Below are 20,480 nucleotides of genomic sequence, written 5' to 3' on the forward strand. Positions count from 1 at the left end.
CAGCCCGGCCGCACGCGATCCGCGGGATCAAGCCCTTGGACCGCGTTTGGGCGCGTCAGAACCGGAGTTCGGCGCTGACGCCCACTTTTCTTGGCTGTTCGTAAAAGCCGTCAGTTGCCTGCGCCCCGACACGAATGGTCTGGAAGACCTTTTCGTTGGTGAGGTTGGTCGCCCAGAGGCTGAATTTCCAGCGATCACCGGTTGGGGCAAAGGATATCGACGCATTGGTAAGGGTATAGCTCGGCTGGGAGAAAATATTCTGGAAGTCATAATAGAGCCGGGTCGAGTAGAAGGTGTTGACCGAGACCCCAAGGCGCCCTGCATCGAACTCATGGCCCCAATCGACCCCCAGGTTGAACGTCCACTTCGGGGCGCGGGTCATCACGTTACCCGACGCGTCCGCCGGGGCAACAGTGTTGCCTCCGTCGGGGCGCGGGAAAAAGCTCTGCGCGAGCGGAAAATCACGATAGCGCGCGTGGCTGTAGGCCGCCGAGCCGCGGATGTTGAGATCGTCAATCGGTTGGATAATCGCCTCGAACTCGCCGCCATAGATTTTGGCGCTCGCTGCGTTCTGCAGGACGTAGCTCGGACCCGACGCGTCTTTGGCCTGAACTTGCAGATCGTCGTACGTATAGTGATAAACGGCGAGGTTCGTGCGGAGCCAATTGAAGGGGTCGACCTTGATGCCGGCCTCCCATGCCTTGATGTTCTCGGGATTGACCGGATTCGGCGATGTGCCCGCCATATTGTAGACGCCGCTTTTGAATGCGGTGCCATAGCTTGCATAAATGCTTCCGTCGGGTGCGAACTGGTACCGGACTGCGCCGCGATAGTTGAACTTGTTGAACGACTTGGCGGTCTTCGGAACGACCAGATTTCCATTAACGACCTGTTCGAAGGTCCGCCGCTCGGTGGTGTACCGCGCGCCGACAGTGATGAACAGGTCGTCGACGATCTCGTAGGTTCCTTCGGCAAAGCCCGCGAACGAGCGACCCGATAGTGCGGGATCAAGGTTGAGGGTGGTCGGAGGGATTCCAGGCCCCGGCGACGTGACGAGATCCAACTCAGTATGACCGCCGAACTGGTAGAAATAGCCGCCCAGGAGCCACTGGAATCGGCCGGGGTCGGCAGACGTGAACTTGATTTCCTGGCTCCCCGATTCCGTCGCAAATGTTGCAGGGAAATTACCGAGGAAGATGTTCGAGGCGTCCGAATCGGTTTCCTGGTACCAGCGCAGATTCATGAAGCCGCTCGTCGCCTCGAGGTTGAAGCCGTCGAACTCGAGTTTTACATGCAGCGCCGCACTCCAGCGCCGTAAGTCCAGCGTAGGAATGCTGGTCAGTGACGCCTGCCAAGCGTCGGTCGGAAGTATAACGCCCGGGAAGCGACGGCCGGCCGTATTCCCATTGACCGGCTGGGGCGAATTGGTCGTGCTGTTCTGGTCGAAGAATTCGCCGGTCAGGATGACCTTGGCATTGTCGGAAGGCTGCCACAGCAGCTTGCTGCGAAAGTTGATCACTTGCTGGTCGCCGAGCGTGCCGCCGCGCACCAGATCGTCGATATAGCCGTCGTTCTTGCGATAGAGGGCGGCAAAATCGGCAGCCAATTTATCGCTAAGGCCGCCGGTGATATAGAAGCGGGCATCATAATCGCCCGCGTCCCTCCGCATGCGGCCGTAACGCAGCGACGCCTTGCCGCGCAGGTCAAAACTGGGGTCGGGGGTAATCACGTTGATCAGGCCGCCGGTGGCGTTGCGGCCAAATGTCGTGCCTTGCGGTCCGCGCAGCACTTCCACGCGCTCGACTTCGACGAGATCGATCCAGTTGGCGGCCGACTCTGGCTGGTAGACACCATCGACATAGGTGGCGATGTTTGGCTCGTCGCCGATCGAGATGCCGGTCGACCCGACGCCGCGAATGACGGGCTGGAAGACACCCATGTTGCGGCTCCCGATGAATCCGGGAACCACCTGGGTCAACGAGCGCACCGTCGAAACATCTGCCGCCGAGAGCGAATCGCCGGTGATCGCGGTCACGGCGACAGCAACGTCCTGCAGACGCTCCTCGCGGCGCGTGGCCGTCACGATGATGTCGGAGATACCCGAACTCGACTGCGCCTCGGGCTCGGGTTCGGCAGCCGGGGCCGTATCCTGGGCTTGGCCGGCCGCGCTCCAGGCCAGTGCGAAAAGTGCGATGCCGCTCGCGAGGGCGCGCCCGCTATTATAACTGTTGGTCCTCATGTCCATTCTCCCTCTCCCTGATTCTTTTTTTCAATTCGTCCGCACATGCTCTTCAAGAAAATCCAGCCGGTCGTTTCCCCAGAATATCTGGTCGTCGACAAACATAAGCGGCGCGCCGAATACGCCGCGGGCGTAAGCTTTCGACCGCGCTTCGCGATAGGCGCGCTTGCCCTCTTTCGAATCCACGAAGGCCATGACGGCATCGGCTTCGAGACCCGCCGTTGCCGCCGAGGCGCGCAATTCGTCCCGGTCTCGCGGATCGATTCCGAGGCCCCAGATGCGCCGATAGGCATCCCGCACGAAGCCTTCGGCGGCACCGTGACGGGCCGCGAAGATTGCGGCTGTGTTCCAGCCTCCGCACTCGAAGCTCGATGGAAAGGTAAGCGGCACGTCGTACCGCCGAGCCCAACGCTGCAGATCCGCGGTCAGAACCTTTATCTTCGCCGGCACCTCGCGGTTGGACGGGCCGTAATTGCCCGCCGCAATCTTTGCTTCGGGGATGTCGATGGGATGATAGGCGAGCGCCCGGCCGTGCCGACGCGCAATCTCCGGCAGACGCAACTGTGCGAGATAGCTGAACGGGCTGATGAAATCGAAGTAGAAATCAATGGTGGCGGTCATGAGACCCTCTCTTCGATTCCCACCATCTCGCGGTAATTTTGCCAGAAGCCGATGATGGCCCCTTCCGTGACAAGATGATCCGCATCATCGGCGCCGCCGCCGCCCATCGCGATATAGGATCTTGCCTTTCTGTCCGAGCTGACCGCCTGCTGCACGATCTCGACCGCCTCGCCATCCTCCATCGAGATCATGCCCGCCGGTCCGATGAGGTTCGATTGCTTGAGGCGGATCGCGTCCATCTCCGCATCATCGTCCGCATAGCCAAATTGGGTCCACACGAGCTCGAACGAATCCGGTCCGTGGGTGACGATCTGGCGAACCGCGAGCGTGTTCGAGATCTGCTGCAAAATCAGGTTGGGATAAAGGGCCAGGATGACGAGGGTGATGCCGTCCGGAAACTCGCTCCGGCCCGCGAGCAGCGACGGATCCTGGAGCGAGAAGCTCGTGTCGAAGCTGCGCGAGTCCTGATAGACTTCGCTGTCGCGCGCCGCGTCGTTGCTGCCCGCCTTCGAATAAAGGAACGAATGCCGCTTGCTCTCGTCCATCAGGCATTCGCCGGTTTGCGTCGAACGATAGAGGCCGAAAGTATTGTGAAACAGATGGAGGAGGCTTGCGTGATAGGGGTCGCGCGTATTTTCGGCGTATAGCTTCCAGTTGCCGTGGATGAACTGGCGTTGATTGCCCAATATCTTGATCGGGCGGCACATGATCCGCTCGACATGCTTGGTGATGAGCGGACCGAGATAGTCCGTCAGCGGCTCCACTTCTTGCGAGAATGTCGCGAAAACCAGCCCATTCAACGCTTCGACGCGCAGCTTGACCAAGCCATGTTGCTTGAGATCGAAATCCGCCGGCATCCCCCCCTTGCCCTTGATCCCGCGGCGGAACGGGACGCCCATGAGGTCTCCGTTCAATTCATAAGCCCATTGATGATAAACGCATTCGAGATGCGGCACATTGCCTTGGCGTGCGCGGCATACCGTCGCGCCGCGATGCGCGCAGCGGTTCACAACGACATGGAGGCTCTGGTCCTTGTCCCGCGTCACAACGACCGGCGTGTCGCCGATGAAGGTCGATTTGAAATCACCGGGGTTCGGGACTTCGGCCTCGAGCGCAACGAAGTTCCAGGTGGGGCCGCGGAAGAGATGCTCCTGTTCGGCCTTGTAAAAGGCATCATCCGTGAACACGGAATATGGTATCCGGCAGCCAATGGGCTCCTCGGTGTCGGTCGACACTTTACCTACGGCCGTATCTTGAACATTGAGCATATCGCAACCTCGAAATGGGCTAAATGGGGCGGACCATCAAAGTGTCGATCAGGTCCGTGTCGAAAATCGCCTTCTTTGACCGAAAAAGAAATTTCCCGGACGAAAACACTATTTCATCGACATATTTACCAGCATTATACACAAATGATCGGCCGGTGTTTCTTGTCTGGAGCACTAGATAGTTTGTATGTGCCACAACCGCATCTGAACGAACCTCGTGAATGCGGCTGGTGCTGATGATGTGTCGATAGTGATGGACCGGAAAAATGTTGGCGCGCCGGAGCGAGACGATGCGGTCTACAAGCATGCCCCTGCTGTCACAGAAGATCGTCGCAACCGGCAATCCGCGGTCGGCATTCTCTCGCGGCAATACGGAATAGTGGCAGTCCTCGACGAACAGATCGGGCCACGCTTCGAGCTGATCGTCGTCAATCAGCTCGGCGTGCAGGGCAATAAGGTCCGTCACTTCCCGGAGGAGCTCGGTGCGAGGCAGAGTGGAAAGGTCCATAGCCTCAGCTCTCCGGCGCACCGGGAGCGTCGATCGTCACCCAGCCGTCCTCGATCGTCACTTCATAGGTCTTAAGCGGGATCTGGCAGGGATAAGTTGTCGCGGCTCCGCTCGGAATGTCGAAGGCGCCGCCATGATAGGGGCATTCGATCGTCGCACCGTCCTGATAGCCATCGGTAAGCTGCGCGTTGCCGTGCGTACATGTGTTGGCCGTGACATAAATCTGGCCATCGACGTTATAGACCGCGAGCGCCGGGAAGGCGCCTGCCGGTATCGCAACCGGCTCGCCGTCCTGGGGGGCGTCAATTGGGCACAGGCGAAGTCTCTCCATTTCAATCACATCCATCTCTTGAAATATCCTAAGGTGGTCAGCCGAGGGGGATGTCCATTCCGTAGCCCTCGGCTTCATTTCCATGGCCGAAGAGGTCGCGCAGATAATGTTCCTGCTGCGGGCCCGCCTTTTTCGCTCCCCAGCCAAATTCCCACAGCCACCCTGACGGATTTGCGCAGTAGAATGTCAGCGCTTCGTCGTTCGCGTGCTTTCCGAGCTGGAGTGCGACATCGATCTTTCGTTCGCGCACCGAGTCGTGGGCAAGGCCAAGATCGTCGAGCTCGCTGTACTCGAGCATCAAATGGTTGATCCGCTTGTCCATCGGACCGAGGCCGAAAGCCACGGAATGTTGCCGGTCGTTGCAATGCATGAAATAGGGGGCAGCGACCTCACCGTTCGGCAAAGCGAGGTGGTACTCGACCGAGCCCCGCAGCCCGAGCAGCTGATAAAAGCGAACCGCTGCGGCCACATCATCTTGACGCAGGATGCAATGGCCGATCCCTTCGGCGCCGGTAACAAAACGACCGAACATCGGGCGGCCGGGATGAAAAGGGCGGTAATTGTCGACCTGGGGGCCGAAGAAGATTTCGGTGGGATTACCGCCCGGATCCTTGAGCTTGGCCAAGCCGAGGACCCGGCGCTCGCGCGCCGCTTCGTCGCTCGCTATTTCGACTTCGATATTCTGGACTGTCAGCTTCTCGACAATTTCGTCGAACTCTACCGGACCCGCAACGCGCCAGCCAAGATAGGCAAGATCGTCACCGCCATCAGCATGCAGCGTGATGCGGTGATGCCATTTGTCCATTCGCAGATACGCGCGGTCGCCTTCGCCTTCATCGACATATTCCATGCCGCCGACGCCGCACGCGAAGCTCTTCCATGCATCCAGATCAGATACCGACAAGCCTAGATAACCCAGCTCGGTCACGCCCACCATATTTCGCACTCCCAAATCTCAAGCCATTTTTGGCTTTTATACGCCTGAACCAGCCTGGTTGACGTGTCGCACATGATGCAACGCGATTCGAATAGGGCAATTTAGATCATTGTGCAACCCATTGCACAATGAGCCACGCATGCTATGTTGGGTCATTCGGGATCGGAAGAGTCCAAAGAGTTGAGCCGAGAATCGTTGATCCAAATAGTTGACCTACGAATCTCGGTGGCCGGAAATGGAGGAGAGGATGTTGCAACCTGACGGAAACGGCGCAGCCGTGGCAGAGCTTGAATCACTGCGTTCGCGTATCGATGCATGGCTCGTAAAAGACGAGGGAAGCGGCCGCTTTCAGATCGACCGGGAGGCCTTTACCGACGCGGACGTGTTCGCTCTCGAGCTGAAATATATCTTCGAGCGCAACTGGGTCTTCATTGCGCACGAGAGCCAGGTCGCAAAGCCGAACGACTTTCTCACGACTTTTATCGGCCGCCAGCCCGTCATCCTGACCCGCGACCGGGCCGGGGAATTGCATTGTCTGATCAATGCCTGCGCGCACCGCGGCGCGCGCGTTTGCCGCGAGAAGAGCGGAAACCGCCGCAACTTCACCTGCCCCTTCCACGGTTGGACCTATAATCCCGCGGGCCAACTCCTCGACGTGACAGATGAGGCTGGGGGTGGCTACGCGCCGGGCTTCAAGCGGGAAGACTATGGTCTAGAACATGTTGCGCGCATCGAGATTTACCGGGGCTTCATTTTCGCCAGTCTCAACCCCGAGGTCGTTCCTCTTGAGGACTATCTCGCGGGCGCGAAGACATTCATCGATCTCATGGTTGATCAGTCGGTCGAAGAGAAGCTCGAAGTTCTTCCAGGCGCTACGCGCTACCGCTATCGAGGGAACTGGAAGCTGCAGGTCGAAAATGGCCTCGACGGCTATCATATCGGCACGGTGCACGCGAATTACTTCATGACGGTCGCACGCCGGGTCGACGGGACATCGAAGAACGATACCAGGGCGTTCGATTTCGGTCGCTGGGCTCAGCTCGAGGGCGGCTCTTTCTCCTTCGACAACGGCCATTGCGTGCTCTGGAATGACTATGCAAACTATCAGGACCGGCCGAATTACGAAATCCTGGACTGGTTGAAGCGCGAGCGCGGCGAAGAGCGCGCTACCTGGATGAACGGCCGGATACGCAATCTGGAGCTGTTCCCTAACGTCTTCCTCATGGACCAGACGAGCACCCAGATCCGTATCATCCGGCCCATCTCGGTGGATGAGACCGAGGTGACAACCTACTGCATAGCTCCGGTGGGTGAGAGTGACGACGCCCGCGCCTTGCGCATCCGCCAGTATGAAGATTTCTTCAATGCAAGCGGCATGGCTACGCCGGACGACCTGACCGAGTTCAACAATTGCCAGGTCGGTTTCGGTGGCGGGGCTGGCCGGATGAACGACATGTCGCGGGGATCGACACGGTGGGTGCAAGGCGTCAGCAGCCACGGCGAAGCCCTGGGCGTCGACGCCATCCTTAGCGGCACGGCGGTGGCCGACGAGGGGCTTTACGTCGCGATCCACGACGAATGGATATTGCGCATGCGCGGAGCCATTGCGAGCGAAGAGGCCGAGCGCGCGTTACCCCCGAAGCCGGAGATGGCGAAATGAGCAGCGAAGTTGCGCAATGGACCGCGATCCAGCGATTTCTCGGGCGCGAAGCGGCCGCTCTCGATGCCAAGGATTGGGATAGCTGGATCGATCTATATCATCCCGATGCCGAATATTGGGTCCCCGCGTGGGATGACAGCGGCCGATTGACCGAGGACCCAAGGCGCGAGATTTCGCTGATCTATTATCCGACCCGGGCAGGGCTCGAGGACCGCGTCTATCGCATTCGGACGGGCCGGTCGTCGGCCAGTTCGCCGGCCCCGCGCACTTCCCATATCTTTTGCCTGCTCGCGGTCGACCATGAGGACGACGTCATTCGGGCGCGGACGAATTGGTCGGTGACCTCGGTCTTGGAGGATCGGCCGACGGTCTACAGTGGGTCGGCCATTTACGATCTCGAACCGATGGGCGACGCCTTTGTGATAAAACGCAAATATACCGTCGTCATCAACGACCTCGCGCAGACGATGCTCGATGTCTACAGCATTTGAGGTCGGCGTAGCGTCGCAGCAGGCCGGATTCCGGCCCTGCATCGGTACCATGGTCGGCGAGCCGGCAGGCATCGGACCCGAGGTTACCGTTCGCGCCTGGGCGTCAGGCCGCGTGCATGAGGTGTCGGTTCCCCTATTAGTGGGGTCGGCGGCCTCGGTCGAACGAGCGCTTGACCTGACTAAAGTGTCGGCCCGCCTGCGTGTCATGCGTTCGCTCGAGCCGCTCAGCGACGACCCGGCAGTCATCGATATCCTGGATACAGGTGCGCTGGACGACCGCGCGCTCCCCTTCGCGAAAGATACGCTCGAATCGGGCATTGCGACCGCCAAGTGGCTAGCCGAACTCGATGCGCTCGCGCGCGACGGGGTCTTCGCCGGCACAGTGATGGGTCCGATCAGCACCGGATCGCTTAAACTGGCGGGAAAGCTGGATATGGTGATCAGCCCGACGCCGGGCGAGAGTTATCTGCTCCTCCTCACCGGACCGCTCCGTGTCGCCCACCTCACCGATCATATGTCGATTCGGGCGGTCTGCGACCTCATCACGCCCGAGTTGATCGATACCGCCCTACAGCAAATCGACGCGGCGCTTCGAAGCTGGGGCGTCGCCAACCCCAGGATCGTGGTCGCGGGTCTCAATCCTCATGCCATCGGCGATGAGGAAGATCGTGCCATCGGTCCTGGAGTCGCGCGCGCGCGCGCGCGCGGCATCAATGTCGATGGACCATCCGCGCCCGATACCGTCTTTCGCCAATGTATCGAAGGCCGATACGATCTCGTGCTAGCGATGTTTCACGACCAAGGCCACATAGCCGTCAAGACATGGGGATTCTCGGGAAACTGCGTGATCATGATGGGGCCACCCTATCTCCATATGTCGGTCGCACACGGCACGGCATATGACATTGTGGGAACGGGCAAAGCCGATCCATCGATGATGCTGAGTGCCATGCGGACTTGTGGGGTGCTGACCGCCGGAAAGGGCTTTTCCGAGGTGGATCGCTGACGCGCCGGCCCAACTCCGGCGTGAAGCACGGCCATTCGCGCGCTGTGCTCAAGTCGTCCACAAGGATATGAGATGCTCCTTTACTATGCGCCTGGCCTTTGCTCGCTGGCACCGCACATCGCGCTGCGCCGGATAGGGGCAGAGTTCGATATTGAAAAAGTCGACATGCCCACGCGCAGAACCGAGCATGGCGCCGACTTCCGGTCGATAAAGCCTTCGGGAAAAATCCCTGCTCTCCTTCTGGATTCGGGCGAGCTTCTCACAGAGACGATAGCGATCCTTCTCTATGTTGCCGACCTGGCACCGCGCGCGGGGCTCGCCCCGCCGGCCGGAACAATCGCTCGCTACACGCTGACGGACAGCCTGAGCTTCATCGCCTCCGAGCTGCACAAGAGCTTCGTGCCGCTCTTCTCCAAAACCGCGGGGCCGGAGATCCGCGCTGAGGCAAAGCGGGACGTCATGCACCATCTCCAAGCGCTCGACCTGGAATTGACCGACAAGAATTATTGCTTCGGGGACGCCTTCACCGTGGCCGACGCCTATCTCTATTGCATCCTCGGGTGGCCCTCTCGAGTGGAGATCGGTCTCGCGGGCTTCCCCGCTTTGACGCGCTACCGCGCCCGGATGGAAGAGGAGCCCGGTGTCCTCGAAGCCGTGCGAGCCGAGAGCCTGAAGTGACCGGATCAGAGGCGCCGGTTTCATTTACCGGTTGCAAACGCGTTTCCCATGGTGCAAAACATTGTCCCAAGAGGGCTGCGACATGATGGCCCGTGGAACGGAGATTGAGTGATGCTTGAAGCCGTTTGGGGGCAGGTCGCCCGACATGATGATTACATGGTTGCTGGCCAATGAGTTCGGCGCCCGACATGGTCCGGCCCGAAATCGGCAAGACATTCGTCGCTGACGGGATCAAAACCAACTATCATGACACCGGCGAGGGCAGGCCGGTCCTCCTCGTCCACGGTTCGGGCCCCGGGGTCACGGCATGGGCGAACTGGCGGCTTAATATGCCCGAGATTGCTAAGGAATTCCGGGTCATTGCTCCCGACATGATTGGCTTCGGCTACAGCGACTCGGTGGGTCGGATCACCGACAAGGCCATCTGGACCAATCAACTGGTCCGTCTTCTCGACGACCTGGAAATCGACCAGGTCTCGATGGTCGGAAATTCCTTCGGCGGCGGCGTGACGCTCGCCTTCATGATCGCCCATCCCGACAGGGTCGATCGTGCCGTTTTGATGGGAGCGGCTGGACTTGAATTCCCGCTCACGCCGGCGCTCGATTTCGTCTGGGGTTATGAGCCATCCCGCGAAATGATGCATGAGTCGCTGAAGATGCTCGCATGGGACCAGAGCCGGCTGACCGACGATCTGATCGACTCCCGTTATCACGCGAGCATCCGCCCAGGAGCGCATGAGCCCTATCATGCGACGTTCGGCGGTTCCGACCGGCAGGCCAATATTGCTATGCTGTCGAGCCGCGAGGAAGATATCGCCGCGCTTCCCCATGAAGTGCTCGTCCTGCACGGCAAGGCCGACCAAGTCATTCCGCAAGAGGTGTCGCTGCGCCTCGGAAACCTGATCACACACTCAGACGTCCGCTTCTTTGGAGAGTGTGGCCATTGGGTACAGATCGAGCGGATGGCCAGTTTCAATCGCGCCGTGATCGAATTTTTCAGTCACGGCCTAAAATTTTAAATTTCCCGGGAGAGCGGTGATGGCAATTACAGGCGTGATGCGACCAGGCTTTGTCCAGATGCGCGTCCTCGATCTCGAGGAGGCCATCCCCCATTATCGCGACCGGATCGGGCTGGAACTCGTCGGTCGTTCGGGTGACCGGGCATTTTTCCGCGGGTTCGACGAATTCGATCGACACAGCGTCATCCTGCGCGAGGCGGATATGCCCGGTCTTGATCGGATCGGCTTCAAGGTTTGCCGCGACAGCGACCTCGAAATATTCGCAGACCGTTTGCAAGCCACCGGCGTCGACGTCGAATGGATCACCGCGGGCGAGGAAGAGGGCGTCGGACGCAAGCTGCGCTTCGCGGTTCCTACCGGGCATATCTTCGACCTTTACGCCGACATGGAATTATCGGCAGACGGTCCTCCCACAAAGAACCCGGACGTCTGGCACAGTGAGCCGCGCGGCATGCGCGCTATGCGATATGATCACTCGGCGCTCAACGGCATCGATGTCGCGGGATCGGCGCGAATCTTCGTCGAAGCGCTCGATTTTTCCGTTACCGAGGAACTCGTCGACGAAGCGAGCGGCACTCGGCTCGGCATCTTCCTGAGCTGTAGCAATAAGGCTCACGATATCGCGTTCCTTGCAGGCCCCGAGGATGCGAAAATCCACCATACATCGTTCCGCCTGGAATCCTGGAACGACGTCGGAAATGCTGCCGATATCATCAGTCGCTATGATATCTCACTCGATATCGGCCCGACGCGCCACGGTATCACGCGTGGTCAGACCATATATTTCTTCGACCCTTCGGGAAATCGGAACGAGACCTTTGCCGGCGGTTATGATTATTACCCCGATAATCCTCGCCGGTCGTGGGGCGTCGAACAGGCGGGCAAGGCGATTTTCTATTATGAAAAGGCGCTCAACGACCGCTTCATGACCGTCAATACCTGACTTCCTGCGATGGTCGAAAACTACCACACGATTGCACACGGGTCCGCCTTGGAGGCGGTCGCCGCTGCCGTAGGGCATGGCACCGCCGGCGGAACGCCCGTGGTCGCTGCGGTCGTGGGCGCGTCGGGGGAACTGGTCGCGTTCCTGAAAGGCGGCGCGGCTCCCTTTCACTCCGAAAAGATCGCTCAGGACAAAGCCTTCACGGCCGCAAGTTTCAAAGTGCCGACGGCAGCGGTCTACGAACTGGTCTCGGGCTCCGAAGCCTTATGCAACGGCATCGCGCATCAGCCGCGGGTCGTGATGTTCGGCGGCGGTGTCCCGATCATAGTCGATGGGAATTGCATCGGGGGAATTGGAGTCTCGGGCGGCTCCGAGGAGTTCGACATCGCCTGCGCCCGGGCAGCCGCCGCCTCGATTGGTGCGAAGGAGTTCTGAATGGTACAGGTTCAACAGCTTGCGGTCGAACCGGAAGAGAGAAACCGACCTGTCGCTGCGGATATCTTGAACTTTATCGACGGACGGTTCGTAAAGGGCGGCTCGGGGGCGACGTTCCCCAACATCGACCCCGCCACCGGTCGGGAGACGGGGCGCGTTCATGAGGCGACCCGTGAGGATGTGGATCGCGCTGTAGCGGCGGCCAAGCGTGCGCTCACAGGACCTTGGGGCAAAATGACAACAGCCGAGCGCATTCGGCTCATCGCTGCTGTTGCGGATGAGATCGAACGGCGCTCGGAAGACTTTCTCGATGCAGAAGTGGCCGATACGGGCAAGCCGAGAGCGGTCGCGGCGCACATCGATGTTCCGCGCGGCGCGTCGAACTTCCGGATGTTCGCCGACATCGTCACGACCCTCCCGACAGAATCGTTCGGTACCCCGACGCCTGACGGGAGCGGTGCGATCAATTACGCTGTGCGTAAACCGAAGGGTGTCATCGCGGTCGTCTGCCCGTGGAATTTCCCGCTCTTGCTGATGACCTGGAAAGTCGGCCCGGCGCTGGCCTGCGGGAACACCGTGATCGTCAAGCCGTCCGAAGAGACGCCGCGGACGGCAGCCCTTCTCGGCGAAGTGATGGACGCGGTCGGAATGCCCACGGGGGTCTACAACGTCGTCCACGGCTTCGGCCCCGGCGCAGCAGGCGAGTTCCTCACCGCCCATCCGGACGTCGATGCCATCACCTTCACAGGCGAAACCGGCACCGGGCAGGCCATAATGAAGCAGGCTGCCGTCGGCGTTCGCGACATCAGCTTCGAACTCGGCGGCAAAAATCCAGCGATCGTCTTCGCCGATGCCGATCTTGAGAAAGCAGCCGAAGGCATTTCGCGCGCCGCCTTTCTGAATAGCGGGCAAGTGTGCCTGGGGACCGAGCGTGTCTATGTCGAGCAATCCGTCTTCGAACCTTTCGTAGCCAAGCTTGCCGCTGCCGCTCGCGCACTGAAACCCGGGAACAAGGGTGATCCGCATTACCTCGGGCCGATGATCAGCGAAGAACATCGGCAGAAAGTGCTCGGATATTATGAGCGGGCGATCGCCGAAGGGGCAATCGCCGTTACGGGCGGCGGGGTACCCAACGTCGATGCCGCGGCGGCGGGCGGGTTCTGGGTCGAACCCACAATCTGGACCGGCCTCGCTCATGATTCGACCGTCATGCGGGAGGAGATTTTCGGTCCTTGCTGCGGGATCATTCCCTTCGACACCGAAGACGACGCGATAAGTTGGGCGAACGACACGGATTATGGCCTGTGCGCTACCGTCTGGACAGAAAATCTCTCTCGAGCTCATCGCGTCGCGGCGGCAATGTCCGTCGGCGTGTGCTGGGTGAACTGCTGGTTCCTGCGCGACCTGCGCACGGCATTCGGCGGTTCGGGGCAATCGGGAATAGGCCGCGAGGGCGGAGCGCACAGCCTCGAATTCTACACCGAGCTCGAAAACATCTGCGTGAAGATATGATCATGTCCGAACAAAATACACTTGACCCTGACATCATTGAAGAAGCAGCGATCGCCCTGCGAACGGCGGCCGAAAAGCGCTCGCCGATCCCCCCGCTTCGCGAAAGCCTCAGCGGCGGTGGCGTCGCGGCGGCCTATGCGGTGCAGGAATTGAACACCCGCCACGCACTCTCCTCGGGGCGCCGTCTCGTCGGACGCAAGATCGGGCTTACCTCGCGGGCGGTCCAGAAGCAGCTCGGCGTGGACCAGCCCGACTATGGCATGCTCTTCGCTGATATGGATGTGCCCGAGGGCGAGCCGATCGGGCTCGGGCGGGTCATCCAGCCAAAGGTCGAAGCGGAAATCGCGATCGTGGTCGGGCGCGACCTCCTTCAGCCCGACCTTACGATCGCCGAACTGATCCGGGCGGTCGAATATGTCGTGCCCGCGATCGAGGTCGTGGACAGCCGCATCGCCAATTGGGACATCCGGATCTTGGACACCATCGCCGATAATGCTTCGAGCGGTCTGTTCGTGCTTGGCGCCGTTCCGCGCAAGCTCGACGGGCTCGACCTACGCGCGTGCGGGATGGTGATGGAATGCCGCGGCGAGCCTGTTTCTGTCGGCGCGGGCGTCGCCTGTCTTGGCAGCCCGATCAGTGCCTCCTTGTGGCTGGCGCGCGTCATGGCACGCGAAGGCCGTCCGCTTCTTGCCGGAGATGTTCTTCTGTCGGGCGCTCTCGGACCCATGGCAACCGTCGCGGCCGGCGACGTCGTCGAGGCCAGAATCAATGGAGTCGGGACCGTCAAAGCGGCGTTTGCAAGCTGAGGCGATCAACCGGAAAGGGATAAAGAGATGGCGAAGACGAAATGCGCGATCATCGGATCGGGCAACATCGGCACCGATCTCATGGTCAAGATATTGCGGGGCTCGAGCGAACTCGAACTTGCCGTTGTGGTAGGAATAGATCCCGCCTCCGAAGGCCTTGCGATGGCGCGCGCGCGCGGCGTAACCACGACCCACGAAGGTATCGATGGACTGCGCGCGCTTACGAATTACCCTGACATCGAGCTCGTTTTCGACGCGACCTCAGCCTATGCGCATGTCGAACATGCCAAGGCCCTCGCAGCGGATGGAAAGCTTGTCGTCGATCTGACGCCCGCCGCGCTCGGCCCTTTCGTGGTACCGCCGGTCAACGCAGCGGTCTCCTCGGGCGCTCGCAATATCAATATGGTCACGTGCGGCGGACAGGCGACGATCCCGATTGTCGCTGCGGTGTCGAGCGTCACGCCGGTCCATTATGCGGAAATCGTCGCGTCGGTTTCGTCCCGGTCGGCCGGACCCGGTACAAGGGCCAATATCGACGAGTTCACGCGCACCACGGCCAAGGGCATCGAGGTTGTTGGGGGAGCGGCCAAAGGCCGCGCGATCATCATTCTCAATCCGGCCGACCCGCCGATGATCATGCGCGACACGATCTTCACCCTGACCGACTTGGTTGACGAGAGCTTGGTCTGCGATGCCGTCAAGGCGATGGTCGCCGAGGTCCAGCGTTATGTGCCAGGGTATCGATTGAAGCAGGACATTCAGTTCGAACGGTTCGGATCGAACCGGCCGCTAAAGATCCCGGGCTATGGCGAATTCGAAGGAATGAAGACCAGCGTCTTCCTCGAGGTCGAAGGCGCCGGCGACTATTTGCCAAAATATGCCGGCAACCTCGATATCATGACCGCTGCGGCAAAGGCTGCCGCCGAAGTCCTCGTGCGTCAGACGGGGAGAATCGCAGCATGACCTTCGATCCATCCAGCCAGTCGCTTTACATCCAGGATGTAACGCTCCGCGACGGGATGCATGCCATCCTTCACATGTATGGCACCGACAGCGTGCGAGCCATTGCAAAGGCGCTCGACGCAGCCGGGGTCGATGCCATCGAAGTCTCGCATGGCGACGGCCTCAACGGGACATCCTTTAATTACGGGTTTGGGGCCCACACCGATTGGGAGTGGATCGAGGCAGCGGCTGATGTCATCGAACATGCGGTGCTGACGACGCTTCTGGTTCCGGGCATCGGAACGGTCGAGGAACTGAGGCGCGCGCACAGTCTCGGCGTCCGCTCGGTGCGCGTCGCTACCCATTGCACCGAAGCCGACGTTGCAAAGCAGCATATCGGGATTGCGCGGGACCTCGGCATGGACGTCTCTGGCTTCCTGATGATGAGCCATATGATCGATCCCGAAGCGCTCGCGCAGCAAGCCTTGCTCATGGAGGGATATGGCGCCCATTGCATCTATGTAACCGACAGCGGCGGAGCCCTCGACATGGACGGCGTCCGGACCCGCTTCGAAGCTTACGATCGGGTCCTCAAGCCCGAAACGCAGCGCGGGATGCATGCGCATCACAATCTCTCGCTCGGCGTCGCAAACTCGATCGTCGCGGCGCAGGCCGGCGCGGTGCGCATCGACGCCAGTCTCGCCGGCATGGGTGCCGGGGCGGGCAATGCCCCCCTCGAGGTTTTCATCGCCGCCGCCGATCGCAAGGGCTGGAAGCACGGGTGCGACGTGATGGGCTTGATGGACGCCGCGGAAGATATTGTGCGGCCACTGCAGGACCGCCCGGTGCGCGTCGATCGCGAGACTCTCAGCTTGGGCTATGCAGGCGTTTATTCCAGTTTCCTGCGCCATGCCGAAAAGGCGGCCGAACAATATGGTCTCGATACCCGCCAGATCCTGGTCGAGCTCGGCAGGCGGCGGATGGTCGGCGGCCAGGAAGATATGATCGTCGATGTCGCCCTCGACCTCGTTCGGGACCAGGAACTGGCGGTGTCGCAATGAGCGATTTGGCAAGTCTGGCCGAAATCCTGGACCGGGCCGCGCACGAACGCGTGGCTACGCCGCAGTTGACCCATGCCCGACCCGAGCTGACGGTTGAGGACGCTTATGAAATCCAGCGACTGTCCATCGATCGTCGCCTCCAGCGCGGCGAGCGGCGTGTCGGCGTCAAAATGGGTCTCACGAGCCGGGCCAAGATGCAACAAGTGGGCGTCGACCAGATGGCTTGGGGCCGACTCACCGACAAGATGCTGATCGAGGAAGGGGGCAGCCTTGCGCTCGCTAACTTCGTCCACCCACGCATCGAGCCGGAAATCGCCTTCCTGATGTCGGCTCCCCTCGCCGGTAGGGTTACGATGGCCCAGGCGCTCGCCGCGGTTGCCGCGGTGGCGCCTGCGATGGAGGTGATCGACAGCCGATACGAGAATTTCAAGTTCGCGCTCGCCGATGTCATCGCTGACAACAGTTCTTCCTCGGGCTTTGTCGTCGGAAGCTGGAACGACCCGCACCAGGATATCTCGAATCTCGGGGTCATTCTCGAAATCGACGGCGAAGTCGTCGAAGTGGGGTCCAGCGCCGCCATATTGGGGCATCCGCTACGATCGCTCGTTGCGGCCGCGCGCATGGTGTCGGAGGGCGGCGAGCGCATCGAGGCCGGGGATATCGTCCTGGCGGGCGGGATCACAGCTGCTCCGACCCTTGCCAAGGGTCAGTCGATCCGCACGACTGTCCAGAATCTCGGATCAGTTTCGATCAGGGTTGATGCCTGATGCCGATTATCGAGGTCACCTTGCTCGAGGGACGAACGCCGGAGGCGAAGGAAGCTCTCGTCGCGGCGCTGACCGACGCCGCCGTATCCGCCGTCGGGGCGCCGATCGAGTCGGTTCGCGTCATCCTGCGTGAGGTTCCCGCAGCACATTTCGCAGTTGGCGGCCAGTCGTTCGCCGCGCGGCGCGCGCGCGAGTCCGGGGGATAGTCGCTATGCGCCCGCATCTCGTGGAAATCGTGGGAGGCAGCGCCTTTCCATGCCCGGACGGGGAGCGCGTGCTCGTTGCCATGGAGCGCAGCGGAGCGAGCGACATCGGCGTCGGATGCCGGGGCGGCGGCTGCGGAATCTGCCGGGTACGGGTTATCGAAGGCGCGCATCGGCTCGGCAAGATGAGCAAGGCGCATGTATCGGACGCGGAGCTCCAGGCGGGTTATGCCCTTGCTTGCCGGCTCTATCCTCTCGGTCGTCTGACGATCGAAGTTGTGGAATAAGGTGGAGAAGCGACATGTCGACAAATCTGAAGGCGATTGAAAGCAACTATGGCATTCGCGACGAATATGGCCATCTGATTGGCGGAGAATGGGTCGGGGGCGCCAGCGGCAAGACAATCGCGCTGCTCAACCCTGCTACGGGTGAGACGCTCGCCCGAATTCAAGCTGGGAACGCCGCCGATGTTGGTCGGGCCGTGGCGGCGGCAAAAGCGGCCTTTCCCGCATGGTCCCAGAGCAGCGCGGCGGAGCGGCAGGACCTTCTTTACGAAATTGCGCGCCGCCTCAAGGCGCGCCTTGAAGAATATGCCGTCCTCGAAACGCTGAACAACGGTAAGCCCATCCGCGAGTCGCTGTATTTCGACCTGCCCAACGCGATCGGCCAGTTCGAACTCTTCGCGGGTGCCGCCTACGGCCTGCATGGCCAGACGCTGGACTTTCCCGATGCGATCGGCATCGTGCACCGCGAGCCGCTGGGCGTCTGCGCCCAGATCATACCGTGGAATGTTCCCCTGCTCATGATGGCGTGCAAAATCGCGCCGGCTCTGGCGGCGGGCAATACGGTGGTATTGAAGCCGGCCGAAACGGTATGCCTCTCGGTGCTCGAATTTTTCGTGGAGATGGCCGATATTCTGCCGCCGGGTGTGGTGAATGTCGTCACGGGTTATGGGGCCGACGTCGGAGAGGCGCTCGTAACCCATCCCGACGTGCGCAAAGTCGCTTTCACGGGATCGGTCGCGACCGCGCGCCGCGTGATCCAATATGCCTCGGCGAATATCATTCCGCAGACGCTCGAACTCGGCGGAAAATCGGCGCACATCATTTGTGCCGATGCCGATATCGACGCGGCTGTCGAGAGCGCAACGATGTCGACCGTCCTTAACAAGGGCGAGGTGTGCCTCGCCGGGTCGCGCCTCTTCCTTCACGAGGCAATAGAGGAAGAGTTTCTCGAGAAATTTCGTGATGCGCTCGGCAACATCAGGCAGGGCGATCCGCTGGACCCTGCCACGCAGCTCGGAGCGCAGGCTTCGACTATGCAAATGGAGAAGATCGAATCCTACCTCGCGCTCGCGATCGAGGAAGGGGCGACGGTCTTTGCCGGCGGCGCGCGTTCGGCGGATGCCGGGCTCGCGAAAGGGCATTTCGTCCAGCCGACAATCTTCACCAAGGTCGCAAACGACATGCGAATTGCGCAAGAAGAGATCTTCGGTCCTGTTACCACAGTGCAAAGCTGGCGCGACGAGGACGAGATGATGGCGCGTGCCAATGACACGAGCTTCGGCCTCGCCGGCGGCGTGTGGACCCGCGACCTCGCGCGCGCGCATCGCATTGCAAGGAAGCTTGAAACCGGGACGGTATGGATCAACCGATATTATAACCTCAAACCAAACATGCCGCTCGGCGGATACAAGCAGAGCGGGTTTGGCCGGGAGTTTAGTCACGAGGTGCTCAACCACTATACCCAGACGAAGTCGGTGATCGTGAACCTCGACGAGGGCAAGCTTGGAATGTTCGATCAATAGGGTGACCAATAGTGATCAATAGCATTGCGGTCGTCGGCGCAAACATGGCCGGCGCAAGGGCGGCGGAATCACTGCGCAGCGCAGGTTATGACGGCCATATTCATCTCATCGGCGAGGAGCCGTGGCGCCCTTACGAACGGCCGCCGCTTTCGAAGGAGTTTCTGTGGGAAGGCGGAACGCCTTCTGGAAGCTTCTATCTTCATGACGAGCATTGGTACGCCTCGAACAAGGTCGAGCTCCGCCTGGGCGTGCGAACAACGGCGATCGACCTGCGCGCCGGCGCGCTGAGGCTCGCGTCCGGCGAAGCGGTTCAGGCGGACCGCATTCTCCTGGCAACGGGCGGCGCCGCTCGCCGCCTGCCTTTGCCAGGGGCCGAGGCTGCCAATGTGCACCATCTTCGCACCCTTGGCGACGCCGCCGGCCTTGCCGCCGATCTGCGGCCCGGCGCGCAGATCGTGATCATCGGAATGGGCGTCATCGGCGCCGAGGTTGCTGCCAGCGCGCGGCGAATGGGCTGCAATGTTACCGCTGTTGAGCCGTTCGCTTCGCCGATGATCCGGGCACTCGGGGACCATTTTGGAGCTTGGCTCGGCGAGCATCACCGGATGCAGGGCGTTCGTGCGCTCTACGGCCGATCGGTCAAAGGTCTTCGCCTGAGCGGCGCGAAAGTCTGCGCCGTCGAGCTCGATGATGGCGAAGAACTTGCCTGCGACGCAGTTGTTGTGGGTATCGGGATCGTCCCGGCCGTCGAACTGGCAGCGGATGCCGGCCTGATCGTCGGCAATGGGATCGTAGTCGACGCGCAATGCCGTACCAGCAATCCCGTCATCTTCGCCGCGGGCGACGTCGCCGAGCAACCCGACTTCTTCGGCGGCCGCGTGCGAATGGAGACCTATCAGAATGCAGCCGAGCAGGGCGCAGCTGCAGCGGCCGCCATGCTCGGTCAACCCGTCGAATATTGCCGCCCGTGCTGGTTCTGGAGCGACCAATATGATCTGAACATACAAGTGACCGGGCGCATCGACGCGCAGCAGCAGCTCATCATGCGCGGGAGGGTGGAGGATGATGCCTTTTGCGCATTCTTCCTCGCAGGAGATCTCGTCATGGGCGCGCTGACCGCGAACCGGTCGGCAGATATGGGAGTCGCCAAGCGCCTTGTCGAACGCCGCGCGCGCGTCGGACCGGCGGAGTTGGCCGATGTCGATGTCCCGCTGCGCGAAATATTGAAGAAGTCTGCTTCCTAGGT

General features: G+C 61.0%; 22 protein-coding genes. 16 read left to right on the forward strand and 6 right to left on the reverse strand.

Annotation, left to right across the window (positions count from 1 at the left end; all coding sequences use genetic code 11):
• Nucleotides 1-55: 55 nt before the first annotated feature.
• The 6 genes from ATE70_RS17705 to bphC form a co-directional block, all read right to left on the reverse strand.
• Nucleotides 56-2,239 carry a TonB-dependent receptor gene (locus ATE70_RS17705; RefSeq protein WP_082639850.1) on the reverse strand — a complete coding sequence of 728 codons (2,184 nt, stop codon included), beginning with the start codon at nucleotides 2,237-2,239 and terminating at the stop codon, nucleotides 56-58.
• Between the two features lie 30 nt (nucleotides 2,240-2,269).
• Nucleotides 2,270-2,860 (reverse strand): 2-hydroxychromene-2-carboxylate isomerase, encoded by a 591-nt coding sequence (locus ATE70_RS17710; RefSeq protein ID WP_037557628.1) that lies wholly within the window; start codon nucleotides 2,858-2,860, stop codon nucleotides 2,270-2,272.
• Complete coding sequence (locus ATE70_RS17715) at nucleotides 2,857-4,047, reverse strand: aromatic ring-hydroxylating dioxygenase subunit alpha (protein ID WP_306997167.1); 1,191 nt, start codon at nucleotides 4,045-4,047, stop codon at nucleotides 2,857-2,859. Before ATE70_RS17715 ends, ATE70_RS17710 begins: the two co-directional genes overlap by 4 nt.
• Nucleotides 4,048-4,147: 100 nt before the next feature.
• The gene (locus ATE70_RS17720) at nucleotides 4,148-4,636 is read right to left on the reverse strand and encodes an aromatic-ring-hydroxylating dioxygenase subunit beta (protein ID WP_037557630.1); all 489 of its coding nucleotides are present in this window, start codon (nucleotides 4,634-4,636) and stop codon (nucleotides 4,148-4,150) included.
• A gap of 4 nt (nucleotides 4,637-4,640) precedes the next feature.
• The gene (locus ATE70_RS17725) at nucleotides 4,641-4,982 is read right to left on the reverse strand and encodes a non-heme iron oxygenase ferredoxin subunit (protein WP_231732920.1); all 342 of its coding nucleotides are present in this window, start codon (nucleotides 4,980-4,982) and stop codon (nucleotides 4,641-4,643) included.
• A 22-nt stretch (nucleotides 4,983-5,004) separates the two neighbouring features.
• On the reverse strand, nucleotides 5,005-5,904 hold the full coding sequence (gene bphC, locus ATE70_RS17730) for a biphenyl-2,3-diol 1,2-dioxygenase (protein ID WP_037557631.1): 900 nt from the start codon (nucleotides 5,902-5,904) through the stop codon (nucleotides 5,005-5,007).
• Between the two features lie 247 nt (nucleotides 5,905-6,151).
• Between bphC and ATE70_RS17735 the strand changes: the two genes are divergently transcribed.
• The 16 genes from ATE70_RS17735 (at nucleotide 6,152) to ATE70_RS17810 (ending at nucleotide 20,478) form a co-directional block, all read left to right on the forward strand.
• Entirely contained in the window at nucleotides 6,152-7,564 is a 1,413-nt protein-coding gene (locus ATE70_RS17735; RefSeq protein WP_052182494.1) for a Rieske 2Fe-2S domain-containing protein, read from the forward strand.
• Nucleotides 7,561-8,055 carry an aromatic-ring-hydroxylating dioxygenase subunit beta gene (locus ATE70_RS17740; protein WP_037557632.1) on the forward strand — a complete coding sequence of 165 codons (495 nt, stop codon included), beginning with the start codon at nucleotides 7,561-7,563 and terminating at the stop codon, nucleotides 8,053-8,055. The genes ATE70_RS17735 and ATE70_RS17740 overlap by 4 nt, the downstream gene beginning before the upstream one ends.
• Nucleotides 8,039-9,061 carry a PdxA family dehydrogenase gene (locus ATE70_RS17745; RefSeq protein ID WP_052182495.1) on the forward strand — a complete coding sequence of 341 codons (1,023 nt, stop codon included), beginning with the start codon at nucleotides 8,039-8,041 and terminating at the stop codon, nucleotides 9,059-9,061. Before ATE70_RS17740 ends, ATE70_RS17745 begins: the two co-directional genes overlap by 17 nt.
• 72 nt (nucleotides 9,062-9,133) lie before the next feature.
• Nucleotides 9,134-9,739, forward strand: a complete 606-nt coding sequence (gene gstA, locus ATE70_RS17750; RefSeq protein WP_037557634.1) for a glutathione transferase GstA — start codon at nucleotides 9,134-9,136, stop codon at nucleotides 9,737-9,739.
• Nucleotides 9,740-9,909: 170 nt separating this feature from the next.
• Nucleotides 9,910-10,758 (forward strand): alpha/beta fold hydrolase, encoded by an 849-nt coding sequence (locus tag ATE70_RS17755; protein WP_037557636.1) that lies wholly within the window; start codon nucleotides 9,910-9,912, stop codon nucleotides 10,756-10,758.
• A 19-nt stretch (nucleotides 10,759-10,777) separates the two neighbouring features.
• On the forward strand, nucleotides 10,778-11,701 hold the full coding sequence (locus tag ATE70_RS17760; RefSeq protein WP_037557638.1) for a catechol 2,3-dioxygenase: 924 nt from the start codon (nucleotides 10,778-10,780) through the stop codon (nucleotides 11,699-11,701).
• Between the two features lie 48 nt (nucleotides 11,702-11,749).
• A complete protein-coding gene (locus ATE70_RS17765; RefSeq protein ID WP_231740077.1) occupies nucleotides 11,750-12,136 on the forward strand; it encodes a GlcG/HbpS family heme-binding protein in 387 nt (128 codons plus the stop codon).
• On the forward strand, nucleotides 12,137-13,648 hold the full coding sequence (locus ATE70_RS17770) for a 2-hydroxymuconic semialdehyde dehydrogenase (protein WP_052182496.1): 1,512 nt from the start codon (nucleotides 12,137-12,139) through the stop codon (nucleotides 13,646-13,648).
• Between the two features lie 2 nt (nucleotides 13,649-13,650).
• On the forward strand, nucleotides 13,651-14,454 hold the full coding sequence (locus ATE70_RS17775; RefSeq protein ID WP_037557713.1) for a 2-keto-4-pentenoate hydratase: 804 nt from the start codon (nucleotides 13,651-13,653) through the stop codon (nucleotides 14,452-14,454).
• A gap of 27 nt (nucleotides 14,455-14,481) precedes the next feature.
• Nucleotides 14,482-15,417: an acetaldehyde dehydrogenase (acetylating) gene (locus tag ATE70_RS17780; RefSeq protein WP_037557641.1), complete on the forward strand. Its 936-nt coding sequence runs from the start codon at nucleotides 14,482-14,484 to the stop codon at nucleotides 15,415-15,417.
• Nucleotides 15,414-16,457, forward strand: coding sequence for a 4-hydroxy-2-oxovalerate aldolase (gene dmpG / locus ATE70_RS17785; protein ID WP_037557643.1), 1,044 nt, complete (start codon nucleotides 15,414-15,416; stop codon nucleotides 16,455-16,457). Before ATE70_RS17780 ends, dmpG begins: the two co-directional genes overlap by 4 nt.
• Nucleotides 16,454-17,224, forward strand: coding sequence for a 2-keto-4-pentenoate hydratase (locus ATE70_RS17790; protein ID WP_037557645.1), 771 nt, complete (start codon nucleotides 16,454-16,456; stop codon nucleotides 17,222-17,224). Before dmpG ends, ATE70_RS17790 begins: the two co-directional genes overlap by 4 nt.
• Nucleotides 17,224-17,430 (forward strand): 2-hydroxymuconate tautomerase, encoded by a 207-nt coding sequence (locus ATE70_RS17795; protein ID WP_037557646.1) that lies wholly within the window; start codon nucleotides 17,224-17,226, stop codon nucleotides 17,428-17,430. The genes ATE70_RS17790 and ATE70_RS17795 overlap by 1 nt, the downstream gene beginning before the upstream one ends.
• 80 nt (nucleotides 17,431-17,510) lie before the next feature.
• Nucleotides 17,511-17,714 (forward strand): 2Fe-2S iron-sulfur cluster-binding protein, encoded by a 204-nt coding sequence (locus ATE70_RS17800; protein ID WP_327195734.1) that lies wholly within the window; start codon nucleotides 17,511-17,513, stop codon nucleotides 17,712-17,714.
• A 14-nt stretch (nucleotides 17,715-17,728) separates the two neighbouring features.
• On the forward strand, nucleotides 17,729-19,234 hold the full coding sequence (locus ATE70_RS17805; RefSeq protein WP_037557648.1) for an aldehyde dehydrogenase family protein: 1,506 nt from the start codon (nucleotides 17,729-17,731) through the stop codon (nucleotides 19,232-19,234).
• A gap of 11 nt (nucleotides 19,235-19,245) precedes the next feature.
• Nucleotides 19,246-20,478: an NAD(P)/FAD-dependent oxidoreductase gene (locus tag ATE70_RS17810; RefSeq protein WP_231732771.1), complete on the forward strand. Its 1,233-nt coding sequence runs from the start codon at nucleotides 19,246-19,248 to the stop codon at nucleotides 20,476-20,478.
• The last annotated feature ends 2 nt before the right edge of the window (nucleotides 20,479-20,480 follow it).

Source organism: Sphingopyxis sp. H053, assembly GCF_001468225.1.
Classification (GTDB): Bacteria; Pseudomonadota; Alphaproteobacteria; order Sphingomonadales; family Sphingomonadaceae; genus Sphingopyxis.

Coding starts and splice junctions, on each gene's coding strand:
- ATE70_RS17760 (WP_037557638.1), top strand. CDS start 10,778: ATGGCAATTACAGGCGTGATGCGACCAGGCTTTGTCCAGATGCGCGTC.
- gstA (WP_037557634.1), top strand. CDS start 9,134: ATGCTCCTTTACTATGCGCCTGGCCTTTGCTCGCTGGCACCGCACATC.
- ATE70_RS17705 (WP_082639850.1), bottom strand. CDS start 2,239: ATGAGGACCAACAGTTATAATAGCGGGCGCGCCCTCGCGAGCGGCATC.
- ATE70_RS17740 (WP_037557632.1), top strand. CDS start 7,561: ATGAGCAGCGAAGTTGCGCAATGGACCGCGATCCAGCGATTTCTCGGG.
- dmpG (WP_037557643.1), top strand. CDS start 15,414: ATGACCTTCGATCCATCCAGCCAGTCGCTTTACATCCAGGATGTAACG.
- ATE70_RS17710 (WP_037557628.1), bottom strand. CDS start 2,860: ATGACCGCCACCATTGATTTCTACTTCGATTTCATCAGCCCGTTCAGC.
- ATE70_RS17795 (WP_037557646.1), top strand. CDS start 17,224: ATGCCGATTATCGAGGTCACCTTGCTCGAGGGACGAACGCCGGAGGCG.
- ATE70_RS17725 (WP_231732920.1), bottom strand. CDS start 4,982: ATGGATGTGATTGAAATGGAGAGACTTCGCCTGTGCCCAATTGACGCC.
- bphC (WP_037557631.1), bottom strand. CDS start 5,904: ATGGTGGGCGTGACCGAGCTGGGTTATCTAGGCTTGTCGGTATCTGAT.
- ATE70_RS17770 (WP_052182496.1), top strand. CDS start 12,137: ATGGTACAGGTTCAACAGCTTGCGGTCGAACCGGAAGAGAGAAACCGA.
- ATE70_RS17800 (WP_327195734.1), top strand. CDS start 17,511: ATGGAGCGCAGCGGAGCGAGCGACATCGGCGTCGGATGCCGGGGCGGC.
- ATE70_RS17775 (WP_037557713.1), top strand. CDS start 13,651: ATGTCCGAACAAAATACACTTGACCCTGACATCATTGAAGAAGCAGCG.
- ATE70_RS17720 (WP_037557630.1), bottom strand. CDS start 4,636: ATGGACCTTTCCACTCTGCCTCGCACCGAGCTCCTCCGGGAAGTGACG.
- ATE70_RS17745 (WP_052182495.1), top strand. CDS start 8,039: ATGTCTACAGCATTTGAGGTCGGCGTAGCGTCGCAGCAGGCCGGATTC.
- ATE70_RS17735 (WP_052182494.1), top strand. CDS start 6,152: ATGTTGCAACCTGACGGAAACGGCGCAGCCGTGGCAGAGCTTGAATCA.
- ATE70_RS17805 (WP_037557648.1), top strand. CDS start 17,729: ATGTCGACAAATCTGAAGGCGATTGAAAGCAACTATGGCATTCGCGAC.
- ATE70_RS17755 (WP_037557636.1), top strand. CDS start 9,910: ATGAGTTCGGCGCCCGACATGGTCCGGCCCGAAATCGGCAAGACATTC.
- ATE70_RS17790 (WP_037557645.1), top strand. CDS start 16,454: ATGAGCGATTTGGCAAGTCTGGCCGAAATCCTGGACCGGGCCGCGCAC.
- ATE70_RS17780 (WP_037557641.1), top strand. CDS start 14,482: ATGGCGAAGACGAAATGCGCGATCATCGGATCGGGCAACATCGGCACC.